This window comes from Mucilaginibacter pineti, from assembly GCF_900101875.1.
GTDB lineage: Bacteria > Bacteroidota > Bacteroidia > Sphingobacteriales > Sphingobacteriaceae > Mucilaginibacter > Mucilaginibacter pineti.
Window position 1 is genome coordinate 469,392 of record NZ_FNAI01000002.1, and the last position, 20,655, is coordinate 490,046.

General features: G+C 41.7%; 15 protein-coding genes. 8 read left to right on the forward strand and 7 right to left on the reverse strand.

Annotation, left to right across the window (positions count from 1 at the left end):
- Positions 1-139: 139 nt before the first annotated feature.
- Positions 140-2,419, forward strand: coding sequence for a glycoside hydrolase family 3 N-terminal domain-containing protein (locus tag BLS59_RS06235; RefSeq protein ID WP_091146286.1), 2,280 nt, complete (start codon positions 140-142; stop codon positions 2,417-2,419).
- A gap of 23 nt (positions 2,420-2,442) precedes the next feature.
- On the opposite strand, the gene BLS59_RS06240 is transcribed toward BLS59_RS06235, so the two are convergent.
- Positions 2,443-3,924: a Na+/H+ antiporter gene (locus tag BLS59_RS06240; RefSeq protein ID WP_240315158.1), complete on the reverse strand. Its 1,482-nt coding sequence runs from the start codon at positions 3,922-3,924 to the stop codon at positions 2,443-2,445.
- Positions 3,925-3,986: 62 nt separating this feature from the next.
- Here BLS59_RS06240 and BLS59_RS06245 point away from each other — a divergent pair, with 62 nt between their 5' ends.
- Positions 3,987-7,106: an AsmA family protein gene (locus BLS59_RS06245; protein WP_162842566.1), complete on the forward strand. Its 3,120-nt coding sequence runs from the start codon at positions 3,987-3,989 to the stop codon at positions 7,104-7,106.
- Between the two features lie 113 nt (positions 7,107-7,219).
- Here the strand turns inward: BLS59_RS06245 and BLS59_RS06250 are convergent, their stop codons facing one another.
- Positions 7,220-8,182: a TolB family protein gene (locus tag BLS59_RS06250; RefSeq protein ID WP_091146292.1), complete on the reverse strand. Its 963-nt coding sequence runs from the start codon at positions 8,180-8,182 to the stop codon at positions 7,220-7,222.
- Between the two features lie 451 nt (positions 8,183-8,633).
- Between BLS59_RS06250 and BLS59_RS06255 the strand changes: the two genes are divergently transcribed.
- Together BLS59_RS06255 and lysA are read left to right on the forward strand one after the other, a co-directional pair.
- On the forward strand, positions 8,634-9,944 hold the full coding sequence (locus tag BLS59_RS06255; RefSeq protein WP_091146294.1) for an aspartate kinase: 1,311 nt from the start codon (positions 8,634-8,636) through the stop codon (positions 9,942-9,944).
- A gap of 119 nt (positions 9,945-10,063) precedes the next feature.
- A complete protein-coding gene (gene lysA / locus BLS59_RS06260; protein WP_091146296.1) occupies positions 10,064-11,278 on the forward strand; it encodes a diaminopimelate decarboxylase in 1,215 nt (404 codons plus the stop codon).
- Between the two features lie 82 nt (positions 11,279-11,360).
- Here the strand turns inward: lysA and BLS59_RS06265 are convergent, their stop codons facing one another.
- Complete coding sequence (locus BLS59_RS06265; RefSeq protein ID WP_091146299.1) at positions 11,361-12,014, reverse strand: HAD family hydrolase; 654 nt, start codon at positions 12,012-12,014, stop codon at positions 11,361-11,363.
- Positions 12,015-12,357: 343 nt separating this feature from the next.
- On the opposite strand from BLS59_RS06265, the gene BLS59_RS06270 reads away from it, so the two are divergent.
- Positions 12,358-12,552 carry a cold-shock protein gene (locus BLS59_RS06270; protein WP_091147386.1) on the forward strand — a complete coding sequence of 65 codons (195 nt, stop codon included), beginning with the start codon at positions 12,358-12,360 and terminating at the stop codon, positions 12,550-12,552.
- A 230-nt stretch (positions 12,553-12,782) separates the two neighbouring features.
- Positions 12,783-13,169, forward strand: a complete 387-nt coding sequence (locus BLS59_RS06275) for a YtxH domain-containing protein (protein WP_091146303.1) — start codon at positions 12,783-12,785, stop codon at positions 13,167-13,169.
- A gap of 75 nt (positions 13,170-13,244) precedes the next feature.
- Here BLS59_RS06275 and BLS59_RS06280 read toward each other — a convergent pair whose 3' ends face one another.
- Entirely contained in the window at positions 13,245-15,125 is a 1,881-nt protein-coding gene (locus tag BLS59_RS06280) for a M1 family metallopeptidase (RefSeq protein ID WP_091146306.1), read from the reverse strand.
- Between the two features lie 285 nt (positions 15,126-15,410).
- On the reverse strand, positions 15,411-15,917 hold the full coding sequence (locus BLS59_RS06285; protein WP_091146310.1) for a DUF892 family protein: 507 nt from the start codon (positions 15,915-15,917) through the stop codon (positions 15,411-15,413).
- Positions 15,918-16,052: 135 nt separating this feature from the next.
- Here BLS59_RS06285 and BLS59_RS06290 point away from each other — a divergent pair, with 135 nt between their 5' ends.
- Positions 16,053-17,000: a Smr/MutS family protein gene (locus tag BLS59_RS06290; RefSeq protein ID WP_091146313.1), complete on the forward strand. Its 948-nt coding sequence runs from the start codon at positions 16,053-16,055 to the stop codon at positions 16,998-17,000.
- A gap of 9 nt (positions 17,001-17,009) precedes the next feature.
- On the opposite strand, the gene BLS59_RS06295 is transcribed toward BLS59_RS06290, so the two are convergent.
- Positions 17,010-18,917 (reverse strand): ATP-binding protein, encoded by a 1,908-nt coding sequence (locus BLS59_RS06295; protein ID WP_091146316.1) that lies wholly within the window; start codon positions 18,915-18,917, stop codon positions 17,010-17,012.
- Positions 18,918-19,186: 269 nt separating this feature from the next.
- Here BLS59_RS06295 and BLS59_RS06300 point away from each other — a divergent pair, with 269 nt between their 5' ends.
- Positions 19,187-19,888, forward strand: coding sequence for an NUDIX hydrolase (locus BLS59_RS06300; protein WP_091146319.1), 702 nt, complete (start codon positions 19,187-19,189; stop codon positions 19,886-19,888).
- Positions 19,889-19,957: 69 nt separating this feature from the next.
- Here BLS59_RS06300 and BLS59_RS06305 read toward each other — a convergent pair whose 3' ends face one another.
- Positions 19,958-20,380 carry a secondary thiamine-phosphate synthase enzyme YjbQ gene (locus BLS59_RS06305; RefSeq protein ID WP_091146322.1) on the reverse strand — a complete coding sequence of 141 codons (423 nt, stop codon included), beginning with the start codon at positions 20,378-20,380 and terminating at the stop codon, positions 19,958-19,960.
- Positions 20,381-20,655: the final 275 nt, after the last annotated feature.

Genomic DNA, 20,655 nt, shown 5'->3' on the forward strand with positions numbered 1-20,655 from the left:
AACACTACATAAATACAAATAGTTGCAAGACTAATATGTATTTCACTACCTTCGCAATCGATTGTAATTTTGGTTTTAAAGTTTAATAATACATTCGAAAAACACCTTTTTGTTCAAATATTTACGCTATCAACTTTAAATGAAAAAAATATTTACTGTGTTCGCTTTCCTGCTTTTGGCAATTGTTAATTCATCTTCGGCGGCAAATATGGCGGCCGATACGCCATTGTATAAAAACAAAAAGGCAACGGTAAGCCAGCGTGTTGATGACCTGTTGCCGAGGATGACGTTAAAGGAAAAAATTCAGCAATTGCAAAACCGGGCGTCGGGTGGAGCAAATGATATAGAAAATATTTTTAAGGGCGAAAGCTACGGTTGTACCCATGAAATGAACCGTTCTGCAGCCGAATGTGCAGATATGTATCAGAAACTGCAAACCTACATGCTAACAAAAACGCGCCTCGGTATTCCAATACTTACCGCGGCCGAAGGTATCGAAGGTATCCTGCAAAACGGGTGTACACTGTTTCCGCAGGAGCTGGCACAAGGCAGCACATTTAATCCGGCCCTTATTACCCGGATGACCCAGGCTGCCGGTGCTGAAGCAAATGTGATCGGCATCCACCAGATCCTCTCGCCGGTGCTTGACATAGCCCGCGAACTGCGCTGGGGCCGTGTTGAAGAAACTTTTGGCGAAGACCCATACCTTATTGCCCAAATGGGGATAGGTTTTATTAACGGGTATCAAAAATATAATATTACCTGCACGCCTAAACACTTTATGGCGCATGGTAGTCCTGCCGGTGGTCTTAACTGCGCCAACGTGAGTGGCGGTGAGCGTGAGCTGCGCAGTTTGTACATGTACCCCTTTAAAAGAGTTATTACCGAAACCAATCCTTTGGCGGTAATGTCATGCTATAGTTCATATGATGGTATAGCCATGAGCGGTTCGCATTATTACATGACCGATATTTTACGGGATGAGCTGGGTTTTAAAGGCTATGTATATTCGGACTGGGGCTCGGTTGATCGACTGCAAACTTTTCACCGCGCGGTTGCAACGCAGGAAGATGCCGCCAAAATGGCCCTCATAGCGGGTATCGATCTTGATATCGACAATGCCTACGAAACCCTGGAGCGAATGGTAAAATCGGGCAAGCTGGATATAAAATACATTGATTTGGCGGTGCGTCGTGTTTTAACAGTTAAATTTACTTTGGGTTTGTTTGATAATCCTTACGGTGATCCTAAAAAGGTTGATAAAATTGTACACAGCGCGGCAAACGTAGCTATGTCAAAAGAAGTTGCGGACGAAAGCGCCATCCTTGTTAAAAACAGTAACAATATTTTACCGCTAAACCTATCTAAATATAAATCAATAGCCGTAGTTGGCCCCAACAGCAACGAAACCATTTTTGGTGATTATGCCTGGACCGAACGTAACCCCAAAGAAGGTACAACATTATTACAGGGGCTTAAAGAAGTTGTTGGCGACAAGATTACTCTGCGCAATGTAGAAGGTTGTGACTGGTGGAGCAAGAACACAGCAGATATTCAAAACGCGGTAAAGGCCGTTGAAGCGAGTGATCTGGCTATTGTAGCTATTGGCACGCGCAGTACATTTCTTGGTCGCAGCCCTAAATATTCCACATCGGGCGAAGGGTTTGATCTTTCGTCGCTGGAGTTACCGGGGGCACAGGAAGAATTGTTAAAGGCAATAAAAGCTACCGGCAAACCCATGATCGTGGTATTTATAGCGGGTAAACCCCTTGCTATGCCTTGGGTTAAGGATAATGCCGATGCTGTTGTAGTGCAATGGTACGGCGGCGAAAAGCAAGGCCGGGCACTGGCCGATATACTTACCGGCGCTGTAAATCCATCCGGCAAGCTCAATGTTTCGTTCCCAAGGAGTACGGGTAATACACCGACTTATTACAACCACTTTGTGACCGATAGAGAAGAACCATTTGATAGCCCCGGCACGCCCGAAGACCCTAAAATGCACTACATTTTTGACAAGCCCGAACCTGTTTGGAATTTTGGTTATGGTCTGAGTTATACCAGTTTTAAATATGTGAGTTGTACTTTAAAGGATACCGTGTTTTCGGCAACAGGAGGCACAGTTAAGGTAGAGGTTGAAGTTGAAAACACCGGTACCCGTGACGGAAAAGAAGTAGTACAACTGTACGTTCGCGATAAATTCAGTTCGGTTGCAACGCCCGTGCAGCAGCTAAAGGCATTTAACAAAGTGCTCATTAAAGCCGGGAAACGCGAAAAAGTAACTCTTGAAATACCTATTTCCGAATTGGGTTTGTACAATGATAAAATGCAATACGTTGTAGAGCCCGGTGAGTTTGAGATCCAGATAGGCGGCGCATCAGATAACATTGTGTTTAATAAAACTATTGTCGTTAAATAATGGAACCGTGGTTCGCCTTATTCTTAATCTGTTTTTAATTTCCGAACGAGCCAGGGCAGGCTTAATCCCTGCCCGATAAGGGTGAATAGCACTACCACCACCGATATAAAGATAATGGCATTACGCTGCGGAAACGGTTGACCATTGGCCAAAGTTGTCGGCAAACCAATGGCAATGGCCAGCGACACAATACCCCGCATTCCCGACCAGCTGATGATCAAACTATCTTTAAAATCAAGCAGTGTTTCCTCGGTTATTCTGGGCCGCCCTTTTTTAAAGGCTTGTTGCAGGTTGAATTTTTGCAAAAATACACGGGCAATCCGCAGCACGAGTGCCAAAAGGGTTATAATAAATCCATATCCAACATAAGGCCAAACCTCGCTGCTGCTGATGCTTTTAATTACATAGGGAAATTGCAGACCTATCAATATAAAGATCAAGCCGTTCAGTAAAAAGATGAGAATGTCCCATATGGATTTGGATTGCTTTTTTAATGCATCCGGAAATACCTTGTTGCTAAAACGTGCAATACTTAAACCCAAAACAACCACCGCTATTACACCGGATACATGCAAATCTTCGGCTACTAAATAGGTTACAAAGGGCATTAATAACATAAAACTTATGGTCACCATGTTATTTTGATGTACCCGCTTAATGATGAATGCCAGTATCTTACCCATAACCAAACCAACCACAAAACCGCCTGCCATAAGTATCACAAATTGTAATGATGCCTTCCAAAATACAAACGCGGTGCCCGTTACGGCGGCGACGGCAAAACGGTAAGCCACCAATGCCGACGCATCGTTCACCAGGCTTTCGCCCTCTAAAATGGTGTTGGTACTATGCGATAGTCCGAGCCCTTTGGTTATGCTCATGGCGGCTACTGCATCTGTAGCGGATAATATGGCACCCAATACAAACGATAGCGGCCAGGTCATGCCCGGGATAAGGTAATGCGCCGCCACTGCTATGCCCGATGCAGTTACAAATACCAGCGAAATAGCCAGCGTACCAATGGTATTAATATTGGTTTGAAATGTTTTGTAGGAGATATTAAACGCCGCGTCATATAATAATGGCGGTAAAAATATCAGGAAAACTATCTCGGGGTTTAGCGCAATATTCGGCACGGCAGGAATAAAGCCAACGGCTATACCCGCTATAATAAGCAGCACCGGATAGGGGAGCTTTATTTTATCGGCAATGGCCGACAGGCCTATCATAATGGCGAGAATAAATATTACAACGGCATAGTTTTCCATGAAGGCGGCTATATTTAAATGTAGGGTACAATTGGTACCAATTGTTCCTGGTCGTCCGGTGTTCCTTGTAGGAACGGTATGTATGGCGGTAAAAATAAAGTATTTATTTTGAATGTTGTTTTGGCGGATGAGGTCTTTGTGGTATTGTCTTTCGAGCGCACGTTGTTTAAATAATAAAATATTTTCTTTGAAGTATAATTGGCTTGCGCTTAGTCGAAAATTGGTTATGTAATTCAAAAAAATCGCAATTGTGTTTAGCTTTTATGGTTACCTTCATGGCACCTTACAGCAATTTGTTTATGCCGTTACCCATCAAAAAAACGATCTTCAAAACGTTAAAAATAAGTGCCGTTACATTAGTAAGCCTTTTACTGCTGATGTTCTTGCTGCCCTACTTGTTTCCGCAAACGGTTACCAATAAAATAAAACAATGGGCAGGCAGCAGTATTAATGGCAAACTTAATTTTTCGGGTACCAGCTTGTCGTTCTTTAAAAAATTCCCTTCACTTACGCTTACTTTAAATGATTTTTCGCTTAACGGCAGCGCACCTTTTCAAAATGATACATTGGTAGCCGCCAAAGAAATTTCGCTGGCCATTGATCTTTCGTCGGTATTTAAAAGTAAGATCAACATTAATAAGATCTATCTGAGTGATGCTTTTATAAATATTCAGGTAGATAGCGCGGGTAAGGCCAACTACAACGTTTATAAACCAAAAGATGCAAAACAGGCTAATCCGGCAGATACTGCCAGCGCATCCCTGGGCATTGAGCAGATCTTGGTTGAAAAAAGCCATTTGGTTTATAACGACCGGTCGATGCCGATGCAGGTAAATGCACGCGGCTTTTACTATAAAGGCAGCGGCGACCTGAGTAAAGATGTTTTCGACCTGCATAGCCATACCGAAGCCAGTTCTGTAGATTTTTATTATGGCAATAAGCCCTATGTGCTGGGTAAAAAGGTAAATGCCGATCTCGTTACCAGCATCAACACCAAATCATTAGCCTTTGCGTTTCAAAAAAACGATTTGCTGATAAACAAGCTTCCCGTTAAGTTTAAGGGACGGTTTGAGTTTTTGAAGGATGGCTATGATATGGATTTTCGGATTACCTCAGATCAGAACGACCTGAGCGATATTTTTACAGCCTTGCCTGCCGAATACGCCAAATATGTTGATGATACTGAAATTGACGGCAACGGAAATATCCAGATGGCGCTAACGGGCAAATACATCGCCTCAAAAAACATCATGCCCGATCTTACGCTTAACGTGAAGGTGCGCAATGGTTATGTTGCCAACAAGAAAACGCCCGAGCCTGTTAAAAATCTTTATCTGAATATGAGCGTAAAGCTGCCGGGTCTTAACCCCGATAGCCTTAACCTCAACATCGATTCGGTATATTTTAATATTGGCAAGGATTATTTTGGATCGGTGATCAAGGTAAAAGGCGTAAAAGAGCCGGATATTTTTGCCAAGATAAATACCGAGATTGATCTTGAAAAATGGAACCGGGCATTTGGCGTTAAAGCGTTTGATGTGAAGGGACGTTATGCCCTGCACATGGTAGCCGAGGGTAAGTATGCAAAAGGGACCAGGAAAACAGGCGGTTTAAGACCGAGGATAGATACCGTTATCACCAGTATACCTAAATTTACCCTGCAGTCGTGGTTCAGGAACGGTTATATTAAATACAATAAACTGCCTGAGGGCGTTAAAAACATCAGTTTTAATTTGAACGCTAATTGCCCCGATCATGATATTGCACATGCCAGTATGGCTATGGAAAATATTAATGCCATAGCGCTCAATAATTATTTGAAAGGCTATTTTAAAATGAGCAATACCGCCGGTGCGCTGATAGATGTAGGCCTCAAAGCGAAATTCCATTTAGCCGATCTGAAACAGTTTTACCCAGCAGACAGCATAGACCTGCGCGGCGATTTAACCGCCGACCTGCACACCAAAGGCCGTTACATACCTACCCGTCGCATTTTTCCGGTAACCAAAGCGCAGATTGAATTGCATGACGGGTATATCCAAACCAAATACTATCCTCATCCGCTGCAAAATATACAGGTAAATGCCGATATTACCAATAACACGGGCTCGTTAAAAGGCCTGAAGGTGAATATAAAACAGGTATCATTCCGGTTTGAAGACCAACCTTTTTTACTGAAAGCCGACCTGCGCAATTTTGATGATCTTAACTACAACATCGCTTCGCATGGTTCGCTGGATATTGGTAAAATTTACAAAGTATTTGCCTTGAAAGGTTACGATGTCAAGGGCCTGATAAAAACCAATTTCTCACTCAAAGGCAAGCAAAGCGATGCGGCTGCCGGTCGTTATAACCTGTTGGCTAACTCAGGCACGTTGAAAGTTAAAGATATAGCCCTGAGATCAGAACTGTTCCCTAAGCCCTTTTTTATAACAACGGGCTTGTTCAGCTTTAACCAGGATAAGATGAAGTTCGATCAGTTTAGTGCCAACTACGGTAAATCTACAATTGTGCTGGATGGTGCGCTATCTAACGTTATTGACTACGCGGTTAAGCCAAATTCACCATTAAAAGGCGAGTTTAACCTTAAAAGCGACCTGCTGATAGCCGATGATTTTATGGCTTTTGCAGGTACGCCGGCATCGGCCAAGCCAACAAAATCAACAGGCGTGATCCTGGTTCCCGCCAACCTCGACCTTAATTTTGTTGCCGATGTAAAAAAGGTTAAGTACAATGGTCTTGATCTTACTGATGCCAAAGGTAATATGACCATTAGTAACGGCCAGATTGTTTTAAAACAAACCGGCTTTACCTTAATTGGTGCTCCTGTAGTTATGGATGCTACTTATGGCAGCATTACGCCGCAAAAAGCATTTTTTGATTACCACATCAACGCAAAGGAATTTGATATACAACGGGCCTACAAAGAGGTTAAGCTGTTCCATGATATGGCATCATCTGCCGAGCATGTGCAAGGTATTGTATCGTTAGATTATAAATTAAGCGGCAAGCTTAACGGCGATATGAAACCGGTTTATCCTTCATTAAAGGGTGGGGGAGTGCTTTCGGTAAAAAAGGTAAAAATGCACGGCTTTAAACTATTTAACGCGGTTGGCAAACAAACCGGGCACGATAGTTTGGCTAAGGCCGATGTATCAAAAGTAGATATCAAGACCAGCATCGCCAATAACATCATCACTATTGAACGCACCAAAATGCGGATAGCAGGGTTCCGGCCACGGTTTGAGGGCAAGGTAAGTTTAGATGGTAAGCTTAATTTGCAATTTCGACTGGGGCTGCCGCCGTTTGGCATCTTCGGCATCCCGATGACCATTACCGGTTCCCAGGACAATCCTAAAATCCGTTTAGGCAAGGCGAAGAAGGAAGATGATTTGAAGGAAACGAAGGAGGAGGAATAGGGCCGTTTTCAACGTAGAGACGCAATATTTTGCGTCTCCCGCTAAGCCCGAATTGCATAGGTGATTTGCATGTGGGAGACGCAAAATATTGCGTCTCTACACGAAAAATCTTCTTACCACTTAGTATCAAACTTTACCCAATAAATATCGTCCCAGCCATTGCCCGGGCTGTTTAGTATTTGTTGTAACTGTTGGTAAGTCTTTGTTTTTCTGTTTGCTAATTCCTTGTTTAGTCGATTGCTGGTAAATACCAGGTATTTTTTATCCCAGCTAACGAACGGGCAATAATCTAAATAAGGCGTATTAATAGGTGCCGGCAAATGTTTAACAGGAAGCCAATTACCTGCGTTATCCTTCCGGCTGATATAAAGATCACCGCCACCTAAATCATCCGGGCGACCGTAGGAGGTGAACAAAATAAATTGCTCATCGGGATCAACAAAGGCATTAAACTCATCGTATTTGGTATTAATATCTTCGGGCAGACTAATGGGTTTTGTATGTCCGGTATCGGTTGGTTTGCAAACTACAATATCCTCGCTTCCTTTGCCGTAAGCTGCCTCAACTGTAAAGTAAAGATTACCGCTGCGGGTAATGCTGGGGTAAAACTCATTTTTGCTGCTATTTACGGTTGTACCTAAATTTTCGGGTTTGCCCCAGGTTCCGTCAGTTGCGCGCTTAATTCGCCAAATGTCAAAATCTTTTTTTGCGCCTGTATCTTTCAAGGGCCTGTCGGATGAGAAATAGATCGTCTGCCCATCCGGCGAAAAAGTAGCTTCCAGGTCGCGGTATTTTCCTGAAAAGGGTGCCACCTGCGGTTTGCTCCATTTGCCGTTATTTTTTATCATGTGCAAAATAGTGCTGCTAACAAAGCGCGGCTGTTGCAGGGTGAAAAACAGCTCGTCGCCTTTTGGCGATATGGTGAAATCACGGTTGCTCAGGCCATCGCTTAGTATGCCCGTCGCAAACAAGCGCGGAGTATCGGCAGGCAGGCGAACATCGGGATAAGTAACCTGCGCTAAGGCATTGCCGGTTATTAAGGTAAATAAAAATATAGCAAACAGTTTGCGTGTCATTGGCGATTACAATTTACAGCTTTACTGTTAATAAACAGCATATTGTAATCAAAAGTAACGATTGTATGCCGATGGAATAATCACCCTAATTGGGGGATTATAACGATAGGTTTCCAATAACGATTTCCTTATCAATATACCCACAAGTAGGTATTTTTAAAGCAGTGCCAAATCGCCATGTTTGTGTATAAAACCTAAACCTTGTTACCAAGTCAAACTCCCTTGCTTTAAATGGCAGGGGTTTTTAATTAGTAATCTTCTGTCGCGTGAGTTCGCCTCTTTTTAAAAGCAGGTATCTTTACAAGAGATAATTTTTCTTTCAACGCTTTACCATAGGCCAGGCCAAATTTTATTTCGCTCATTTTAGGTATCCGGGGTTTTAAATCTTATTTTTAACCCCTCAAATATTGGTACACAATTATCAATTGTTTAAGGGAAAAGTTTACAGCAAATGAAAGTTTTAAAATTTGGCGGTACCTCAGTAGGTAGCCCCGCCCGTATGAAAAATCTGTTGGATATCATCAATCCGGCCGAGAGGCAGATAGTGGTGCTATCGGCAGTATCAGGAACTACAAACAATTTAGTAGAAATTGGTCAGGCTTACCTGGCCGGCGATAAGAAGAAGGCAATTTCACTTATCGGCACCCTGAAAGATAAATACGAGCTTTTTATTAAGGAACTGTTTACCGACGAGCAATTTTTAAAGCAAGGCAAGGAAGTTATTGACTATCATTTTAACGTGCTTGCTAACCTGGCTAACGATCTTTTTACAACTATTGAAGATAAGGTTATTTTGGCCCAGGGCGAATTACTGTCAACCACATTATACCACGTTTATCTGCGCCAGATAGGGGTACCATCGGTACTGTTGCCGGCGCTTGATTTTATGAAGATAGACGAGGATAATGAGCCTATAGTTGATTATATCACCGAAAAGATAACCCCGTTACTTGATAAACATCCCGACGTTAATTTATTTATAACCCAGGGATTTATTTGCCGCAATGCCTTTGGCGAAATTGATAACCTGCGCCGCGGCGGCAGCGATTATACCGCATCGTTAATTGGTGCCGGTATCCGCAGCGAAGAGGTGCAGATATGGACAGATATTGACGGGATGCACAACAATGATCCCCGGATTGTAAAAGGCACGCAGCCCATTGCCCAGCTATCGTTTGATGAGGCTGCCGAGCTTGCTTATTTTGGTGCCAAAATACTGCACCCGCAAAGTGTGTTCCCTGCCCAAAAATATAAGATCCCGGTACGCTTGCTAAACACAATGGATCCGCAGGCTAAGGGCACGCTGATAACCAATACCAGCGAAAAGGACAAGATCAAATCTATAGCGGCAAAGGATGGTATTACGGCCATCAAAATTCAATCCAGCAGGATGCTGCTGGCGCATGGTTTTTTGCGCAAGGTATTTGAGGTGTTTGAGCGTTACAAAACTTCTATAGATATGATAACCACATCAGAAGTTGCGGTGTCATTAACTATTGATGATACCACATACCTGGGCGAGATCACTACCGAGCTTAACGCCTTTGGTTCGGTTGAGCTGGATGTAAACCACACCATTATTTGCGTAGTAGGTGATTTTGGTGCCGAAAAACATGGTTACGCCGCTCGTGTACTGGAGGCGGTTAAGCACATTCCGCTGAGGATGATATCATACGGCGGCAGCGATCATAACTTGTCGTTACTTGTAAAAACCGAGGATAAGGTGGAGATTTTAAGAAGCCTGCATAACAGGTTGTTTTAGCCTCACCCAACCCTCTCCAAAGGAGAGGACTAAAATAATAAACACGTCATTGCGAGGTACGAAGCAATCTTCTGAAAGCAGCCTACAAATCGCGATATAACATAAAGTACTTTTTGCAAATGTTCAACAATACTACAATAAATCGCTTTCAAGACTTAGATACCCCGTTTTACTACTATGATATGGAGGTATTACGGCAAACTCTGGATGCCTGTCGCGAAGCTTCTGCAAAGCATGGTTTTCATGTGCATTATGCCATGAAGGCCAATTTTAATCCGCGCGTGCTGGATATGATCCAATCTTTTGGCTTTGGTGCCGATTGTGTGAGCGGTAACGAGGTTAGGGCGGCTATCGAACACGGTTTTGGGAAAGACAAAGTGGTTTTCGCAGGCGTGGGAAAATCAGACAAAGAAATAAATTTTGCCCTTGATGCCGATATCTTTTGCTTTAATGTAGAATCGGTACAGGAGCTGGAGATCATTAATGAACTGGCTGGCGCAAAAGGCAAGAAGGCAAATGTGGCTATCCGCATAAACCCTAACGTTGATGCGCATACCCATCATTTTATTACCACCGGACTGGACGAAAATAAATTCGGAATTAATATTTGGCAACTGCCGGATGTGGCCACCGCTTTGCGTAAATGCGAAAACCTGAAGTTCCTGGGCATCCATTTTCATATCGGCTCCCAAATTACCGATCTGGAAGTTTATAAAAGCCTTTGTACCCGCATCAACGAAATGCAGGATTGGTTTGAAGATCATGGTTTCCCGGTTAAAGTGCTCAATACAGGCGGTGGTTTAGGAGTGGACTATTATAGCCCCAACGGTAACATTGCCGATTTTGAAAGTTATTTTCAGGTATTTAAAAGCTTCCTGAACGTTAAGCCAGGGCAGGAGGTGCATTTTGAGCTTGGTCGTGCACTGGTAGCACAAAGCGCATCACTTATATCAAGAGTGTTGTATGTGAAAAATGGCAAAAAGAAAAATTTCCTTATCCTGGATGCCGGCATGACGGAACTTATCCGTCCGATGCTTTACCAGGCATATCATTTAATTGAGAATCTAAGTCGGAGGGCTGAGGTGCGGGGGCTGAGATCTGAAGCCGAAAAACAGGCCTCAGACCTCACTCCACACACCACCGAACTAAAATACGACGTAGTAGGTCCTATTTGCGAAAGCACTGATTGTTTTCAGAAAGATGTTGACCTGCCGGAATCATTCCGCGGCGATCTGATAGCTGTGCGTACCGCCGGTGCTTACGGCGAAGTGATGGCATCGGGCTATAACCTGCGTGATCATGTACAGAGTGTTTATTCAGAAGGTGTAGCGTAAATAGTATAGCATAGGAAATCTTGAATATCGGTTGATCTTTAATAATTCATCATTCGATATTCAAGATTTGATATTGCTGTTTTCAGTTTATCAGCTCCTTAAAATAATTATCATTAAAATCGTTTGCAAAATGTACTACATTAGGCAGGTGGGCAAATTCTTCGGGGTTATGGGTGGTGGTAAGCACTACTGCTTTCATACCTGCATTTGCTGCGGCTTCGGCACCTTTGGGTACGTCTTCAAATACCACACATTCTAAAGGAGATGCGCCAAGCAGTTCAGCAGCTTTCAAAAATGTTTCGGGGTGAGGTTTGCTCAGCACTACGTCATCGGCACTTACAATAGCTTTAAAATAATGCCTGATGTTCAAATTATCCAGCACAAAATCAATATTAAACGGAATGGCCGCAGATCCAATGGCCATAGGTATACCTTGCTGATAGGCGGCTTCTAAAAACTCAATCAACCCCGGCAATAATGCCAGGTGGGGTAAAAATTCCTGCTGGTATTTTTCTTCTTTCCGGTACGATAGGTCATTCATTTCATCCAACGTAAAACGGTCAGGGCCAAACATACGTACCAATACTTCGGGGTTTTTGCCATACATCTGGGGTTTAACTTCATCCCAGGTAAAACTGCCGCCCAATTCGTTATTAAAAAGTGATTGCCATGCTTTGGTATGGTATTCCATATCGTTTATCATGGTGCCGTTAAGGTCAAATATAAAGGCCTTCATTTGTTATGCTTGTTTTTGGGCAAACTTACAGTTTATTAAAACTATACGCGTGGTTAGGTTACATATTCTTATATAAACCAATGTAATTTTACACAGGCAGGATGGTTTAATAAAGGCAGGCATTTAGCCATAATTGCGTAATTTAAATTTGAAAAATTATGGGATTTGAAAACTTGAAAGTGCCCTGATTGAGGTATTTGATAATGAGTAGATTATGAGTAAATGGATGTTTCTGTGCTTCCCGATTATCAAATCCTCAACTAAAATCATTCTAAATAATGACTTAGCCCTGTTATGGTTTTTGAAAAATTTGCCTACCTTGCAGCCTTTAATAAATAAAATAATGCAAAAAGAAGGAACAGTAAAATTTTTCAATGAAACAAAAGGTTTTGGATTTATTACACCAGCAAGCGGTGGTCAAGACATTTTTGTTCATTCAACAGGCCTAATCGATGAGATCCGTGAAAATGATAAAGTTGAGTTTGAAGTAGAGAACGGTAGAAAAGGTTTAAATGCGGTAAATGTAAAAGTTATTTAATTATAATATAATCATTAAGCATACCAGGCATTCACTTTTTAGTGGATGCCTTTTTTATTTTTAGGGCATTGTGTAATTCATTACCTCCGTTATTCCATAGTCCTTAGTCTTTTGTCCTTTAGTCTTTCGTCCAACAGTCCCAAAAATCCAATAATCTCACAGTCCCAAATAACTGGCATTGTTGTTGTTTATAACTCATCAGGTTAAATCTTCTACATAAAAAACAAAAAATGAAAGATCAAGCAAAAATTATAGCCGCACTATTGGTAGGTGCCGCAGCAGGTGCCGCATTAGGCTTATTATTAGCACCCGAAAAAGGTGGCGAACTGCGCGACGATATTGCCGATTATATCAATGATTTGGTAGATACCGCTAAAAATAAAGCACAATCAACCGCCAACGATATAAAAGATTACAGCGCAAACGCCGTTGATAAGGTTAAATCGAAGTTTAATGGTACAGTGAGTGATCTTTATGATTATAAAGATGATGCTTTGGAAGCTGCTAAATCAAAAGCTAAAGATGCTGCCGATAGGGTAAAGGATCTTGGCGACGATGCAAAATCGAAAGTAAAAGGCGCAGCTAACGACTGGAACAATTCAGTACAGAACGCATAATATTTAGTACTATCATAAAAGCAGAAAAACCCGGCCAATAGGTCGGGTTTTTCTGCTTTTAACATGTTTTTTTGTTTACTTAACCACAAAGGTATTGTTGCTTACGTCGGCATCCATAAAAATACCCCCGTCCAACAAAGCAGATTTAATGGTTTTGCTGGTTTTAATATTCACTGAAATTTGTTTTTGATCTTTTTCCCAAACAGCGGGTGTTTGATGGAGGGTTTCGGTTGTGCCATCGGTATACGTTAATATCACATCAAACGGAACCGCAAAGCCACCAATATTTTTAATAGCAGCTGTGTAGCCGCCATTACTTTTGGTAATGTTCTGTAAATCAATATCGATATAGTAATTGGTGAAGAACCAGTTATTAAAAAACCAATCGAGATTACGGCCAGATACATTGCTCATGGAGTTGAAATAATCCCATGGGATAGGGTGTTTGCCATTCCAGCGGTCCATATAACCATGCAGTGCTTTTTTAAATAGTACATCGCCCAACATATCCTTCAAAGCGAAATGGCTTAGTGCCGGCTTGCCATAGGAGTTGTTGCCATAGCCTGCCCTTAACTCGCTTGATGGTGTAATAATCGGTAAATCTTCGGCAGTTGATGCATCACTGATCCAGCGTTTTACCCTGAAGCTTTTGAAAAGATCGTCGGCTTTTTGGGCGCCAACCTCGGCAGTACCAATAAGGCGTTCAAAGGTGGTAGCCCAGCCTTCGTCCATGAAAGCATAACGACTTTCATTAATACCCATGTAAAAAGGGAAATAAGTATGCGCTATTTCATGATCCTGCACAAATTGCGAAAATTGAATATCATCGGTATGGCTATCGTTCACCATCATGGGGTATTCCATATCAGCAAATCCCTGAAATGAGGTCATTTTAGGAAAAGGGTAGGGCACACCTGGCCAGTTGCGTGATAACCAGCTCAGTGAATTACGACCGGCCTGTACCGCATTATGAAAATCCTTGGCGTTATCCAAAAACGCGGCCTGCATACTGGCACGACGATGGGTAGCATCATCAACAATGGCGCTGGCACCGTCCCATACGTAATGGTCGCTCAGGCCAACTGCCATATCGCTTATGTTGTCAGCCTTCCAAATCCATGTGTTTTGCGTTTCCTGGGCTGTAATGTTCTTTTTAGTCAGATCGGCAGCAGTAGCAATGTGAATTGTCGAATCGCTGGTCATTGATTTTTGCAGGCGTTTGGCGTACTCGGGCTGTAACACCTGGGTTGGGTTTTGCAGCGTTCCAGTGGCCCAAACTATATAGTTTTTAGGGGCGATAACATTGAGTGTATAATCATTAAAATCGTTATAAAACTCTTGCCCGTCTAAAAACGGAAGCCTGTCCCAGCCGTTATAATCATCATATACAGATACCCGCGGATAAAAGTAAGCAAGGTAATAAGTTGTCGAATCAATCATCCCTTCGCGGCCACTTTGCAGCGAGATTTGAAAATGCCAGTCAATCTCCAGCTTAACCGATTGATGCGGCAACAATGGCGTTGGTATTTTAACCGATTGATTGGTGTTGGCAGCCTGGCTGTTTACTTTTATAGATTCCCCGTTTATCAGGAACCTGTCAAACTGAACGCCGCTGGTCAAATAATCGGGCCCGGCATCGCCAAAACGTGCCACACCAGGTTTGTGCGCATTCAGGATCAGCTTCATATTAAGCGTTTTCAGCGTATCCGGACTATTATTTACATAAGTTATCTGCTCGGTTCCTTTAACGTTACGATCTGGCGGGAGAGCGGTGATGGTAATATTATAAGTCCCGCGGTTTTGCCAGTAATTTTTACCTGGTTTGCCATCGGCCTGGCGGGTTCCTTTTTTAAAGGCTTTTTGTATATCGCGCGGCATATACAAACTTTGCGCCTGCACCTGTAACAAGGCAAAGCACGAGATAGCAGTTAGTACAATGGGTTTAATTATCTTCATGATGCAAAATAAAAACAAATCCATGAAATTATTGGCCAAATCATCTCAACAGCACCTCAAATTGGGATTTGCAACCCCGTGTATACATACTTATAAGTAAGAATTACGTAACAAACTTGTAACATCCCTTTATTTTGAATCAAATAAATTGGTACTATTAGAAATATTTTTTTTATTTGTTCAAGTTATTTTAATAGGGGTATTAAATAACTAATATTTGAGCCATCTGCGCTATGCGGATGGCTTTCTTATTTTACGGGAATTTAAAAGATAATTAAGGCTTGCTTAATCTTCAGTAAGGTATTCTTTGCTGATGATCATAAACAACTGGTCGTTATCCATTGATTCATCAAAACATTCGGTAAGCAACTGCTGCGCAGTTTCATGCTCCAATAATTTTGCTACCATGATAAGCATACGGCATGATGTAATGTTAACATGTTCAAGTAATTGCAGGTACATAATGATATCCATATCGCGTAGGATTGATAGCGATTGATCTTCATCAAGGCAAAACTCGTCTTTTACTATTGATTTTATGGGATTACAGTTCTTATCAGACGGAATTTCGCCAATATTGGCATAAATCTCCTCCATTCGGGTGATCTGTTTCTTTACGTCGTCCCAAAATTCGCCTATAGCCAGTTTTAGGGCTTTAAACGAAGCCAGGTCCATAATGTGGGCAAGGTTATTATTCAGGTAGCACTTACCAAAATAAATCCTGTTTAAATTATGAATAAATACTTGTTTTAATAACTGCGGATCTAAGTGTTTAGGGGTATCGTCACTCATGTTGCAAATATATGATTAGCTGCTAATTTATAAAAAGAACCTGTAATCAAATGTACTGCATAATAACCGCAACTTATGCTTTATATTTTATGTGTTGTGCTTATATAAGCTAACTTTGCGGCTTGATTTACTACTATGAAATATAAATTAGGCGACTTTGTACGGTTTGTTGACGAAAAAATGGAAGGCTTTGTAACCCGTATCATAGACGAGCAAATGATAGGTGTTACCGGCGACGATGATTTTGAAATACCTGTACTGGCCAGCAAAGTAACCACCGTACACGGCTACCAGGCAGGCGGGGCTGATAAAACAGTTACTGCCGAAGAAAAACCTGTTGACCTGACTGAGTTTGAAAAGAAGGGGGTGTATGTAGCGGTAGTAGCCGATGCAAAAGCAAACTCGGTAGTGCATTTTCATTTGGTTAATAACACATCTTTTCAGTTGATGGTTGCCTTTACTACCGAAAAACTGCAAACCTTTAAAGGTGAGTTTGCGGGTTTAGTGAGTGCAAAATCTACGTCAAAAATATATTCGGCTCAACTTGCCGATTTGCAGTTATGGCCCCGTTTTATATTTAATATCATATATAGCACTAAACAAAATATAGAGCCGCCTGCACCTTTAGTTATCAGCGAAAAGTTTAAAGCAAAGGATTTTTCGACCGCAAAAAAACAGGTGCCCCAGATGACCGAGCCGGGTTGGTTAATTCGTTTGGATGAACCCGAAATTGTAATAGATGCCCAGAAACTTAAAGAGAGTTTTTTTAAACCTGCCGAAGAAAAAGTGGTATTTGTAAAACCTGTAAGCGAAATAGACCTGCACATAGAAAAACTGCGCGACGATTACCAGTTTTTGCAAAGCAGCGAGATATTACAAATACAACTGGCGCATTTTCACAAAGCGCTGGATGCTGCAATAGTACATCAACTGCCCGATATTACATTTATACATGGTGCCGGGAATGGCACCCTGCGTAACGAATTGCATAAGCAATTAGGTAAGCACCCCAAAGTACAAACCTTTATGGATGCCCGTAAAGAGAAATTTGGCTATGGAGCTACAAAGGTTTTACTGAAATAATTGCCTTACTTAAATCCTTTCTAAGGGAGAGGATTTAGATTTTCTTTGTTTTTGCGGGTGTGGCAGGGCGTAGCAAAATTTAGCGCCTTTGGGTTTGGCATTTTCAACCCATATACGGCCGTTCATTTTTTCTGTAAAATCGCTACATATCATAAGTGCTACACCGGCCCCTTTTTCTTTTTCATTGCTGTAACGTAAATCAACCTTAAAGCTAAATATGGTGCTTATCTTATCCGGCGAAATTCCTTTTCCCTCGTCTTGCACGCAAACGGTGGTGCCTTCGTCGTCGGTATTGCCTATAATGGTAATAGAAGAATCATCTGGCGAAAACTTAATGGCGTTATGGATAAAATTACGGTGAATAAATTGCACCAGTTCCTTATCGGCATAAATGATAGTATTTGCAGCAACTTTATTGATAAGCCTGATATGGCATTCTTCCGCAGTAAGGTAAAAGGGTTGCAGGGCTTCATCTATGAGCTCTTTTAAAAGCATTGCCTGTGGTTGGTAGGTAAAGCCCGAGAGCTGCTGTTTTATCCATTGCAAAATATTCTCAAAAATTTCCAGCGAAATATTTGATGAATTCTCCATTGTATCAACTAACTCCATTAATTCTTCGTGGGTAAAGCTATCGGCATCTTTAAGTACGTTGGCCAGCGTTTTTAATGTGCCCAGCGGCTGCCTGAAATCATGCGCCAGGATAGATACCAGCCTGTTATTAAATTCATGGTCGGTTTCCAGCTTTTGGTTTCGCTGTTGTACAGAGTGATTAAGTTCCTCCAGTATATTTGTGTGTTTTTTTTTGAGGCTGTACAGGCGGTAAATGATTATCACAGTTACGGCGGTGAGTACAAATAATATCCCGAATACAAACATCAATATGCGTCGATTGTCGCTCCGGATGGTAACGGCTTCCAGTTGTTGGTCTTTTATGGCGTAATCAATATAATCAAAACCAGATGTATTGGTAAATTGCTCTTCATCGTCATATAGCTTCAGTAGTTTTTCGCTGTAGCGTTGTACCTCGGTAAGGTTATTTTGTACACTATAAATATCGTACAGCTTTTTGCCAAATACCTTTTCATAATAATGGTAGCCGGTAACTTCGGCTATATAAAGTCCCTGTTTATAATAGGTGATGCCCTTTGCGGCATCTTTATTAATCACAATATCACCAAGGCCCTGGATAATGTCAAGGGTAACATAATTAAGATCCATGGCTATACCTTTCTCCGCAGTCTTTTGCAGTAGCGCTATACCTTGTTCCGTGTCGCCGTTTTTGATATATATTTTGGCCTGTATCTGGTCGGTTACCAGCAGTACCCGGTCGTCATGGTAACGTTGGGCAATCTCCCGGGCTTTAGCCAGCAGTATATCTGTAGAATCATTGGATACTTTATCAGGATATAGCAACAGATAGTTACAGTATAACAGCGATAGGATGGAATCTTTTGTAATGCCCTTGCCGTAATTCATGGCGTTTCTTAAAAATGATATCGCTTTTCTATCTTCAGTTGCTTCGTTAAAAACAAGGCCTATGTTCATAAGTCCCTGAACGGCATTGGCGGAGTCATGGAGGGCTACATACTTGTTATAAGCATCATTATAGTACCGCAATGACAATTGCAGGTTGCCCTTCATGTCGTAAACTATACCCAGGTTGTTGAGTGCATCGGCAATGCCATGTGCATAATTTAGCCTGCCTGCAATAGCGCGTGCACGTTTGGCATAGTAAAAAGAACTATCCATGTTTTTTTCATACAGCAGCATACTCAGGCGATTAATGGCATCAACGTAACGGGAACTGTCGCTAATAAGCGGGAGGCCTTTTTTTAAACGGGCAATATCCTTTTGCTGACCGTAACTTGCAGTTGCAGTAAATATCAGCAACAATAAAATGCCCGTGAGTTTCTTCATTTAGTACAAATGATGAGTTTATTGTTTGATAAAACCATAGGTTGTATAAGCTGTATACGAAATATTGATTGAGCAAGTTTTAAATTTGAATTTATTCCTTTTATTCATAAATGCTGCAGGTATAATCTGGCTATAATGAGCTTTTTAGGTGGATAGCTTATAAATGGCTTGGTAATATATTTATCCTTTATACCGTTGAAAGACCATTTTTATATGCATATATAAAATGTTATTATATATTTGTTTTGTATCAAAATTGAAGGGGAAAAATGCTCAAATATTCTAAGCAGACCAGGCTATTACTGGCTGTTGATTGTATAATTTTTGGTTTCGACGGTGAGGTTTTAAAAATATTACTCATCAAAAGAGATTTTCAGCCCGAAAAGGGGAATTGGAGCCTGATGGGGGGCTTTGTACAGGCAGATGAAAGCCTTGACCAGGCAGCCAATCGTATCTTAAAGCAGCTCACCGGCTTGGAAGGGGTATATCTTGAACAGCTATATACTTTTGGCGACCCTAACCGCGATCCGATGGAGCGCACGGTTTCCGTGGCGTACTTTGCCCTGGTTGATATCAATAAATACCAAACCCAGATTAGTGCTGATTACCATGCCGAGTGGTTTCAGTTAAAACGTACCCCAAAACTTATATTTGATCAGCAGGAAATGATAGAGCAGGCCCGCAAGCGTATTCGTTATAAAGCGGCTATGCATCCTATTCTTTTTGAACTTTTACCCACCAAATTTACGTTGCCCCAATTGCAAATTTTGTACGAAAGCGTATTTAATACCACTATAGATAAGCGTAATTTCAGCAAGCGGGTACTGGCCACAGGGCTGCTCATTAAACTGGCTGATAAAGATAAAGCCGGCTCAAAACGCGGTGCATATTATTACCAGCTTAATATGCAAAACTATTATGCCAAATTCCAGGCATTCATGAATTTTATACCTAATCCGGATACGTTGTAAGGTTGTATTTGGATACGATACAACTTAAGAAAACCTCTCCGAAGAGAGGTTTTCTTGTATAATCGATTTTTATTCGCCCCAGGCAGTTATTACCAATCCACGCTGCCCGCCGTAATTACGGTGTTCGCAAAGGTAAATTCCTTGCCAGGTGCCAAAGGCTGGGCGGCCGTTACGGATGGGGATCATGACCGAACTACCCAGCATGGCGGCCTTTAAATGAGCCGGCATATCGTCAGATCCTTCATCGTCATGCAAATAATCGGGGTCGTTTTCGGGTACGGCTTTGTTAAAATACATTTCAAAATCCTGGCGTACCGTTGGGTCGGCATTTTCGTTTATAGTCAACGATGCCGATGTATGCTGAATGAAAACCTGTAGCATACCCACCTTTATGCCGGCTATCTGCGGCAAGGCCTGCAGTACCTCGGTAGTTATTAAATGAAAACCGCGCTTACGTTCTTTTAAATATATGGCTTGTTGATGTATTTGCATTTGTTTACGGTGTTTGTTTAGGATAAAAGAAAGCACATGATATGGTCGTAATTTATTTATGTTGCTATCGGCGTAAATTTAAACTATCACCTGCATAAAATGATAAGTGCTAGGGCAATTTGATTAATCTGACTGACGATAAATCTTTATGTATCTTAATTACTAAGATATATTTTAAATTAAAAATAAAATAAACTATTTTTGTTACCAATTAACAGATTTTAGATCGGTCGGTTAATAGTTAATATCCAAAAGCAGGTTTAGCGTGAGGCCAC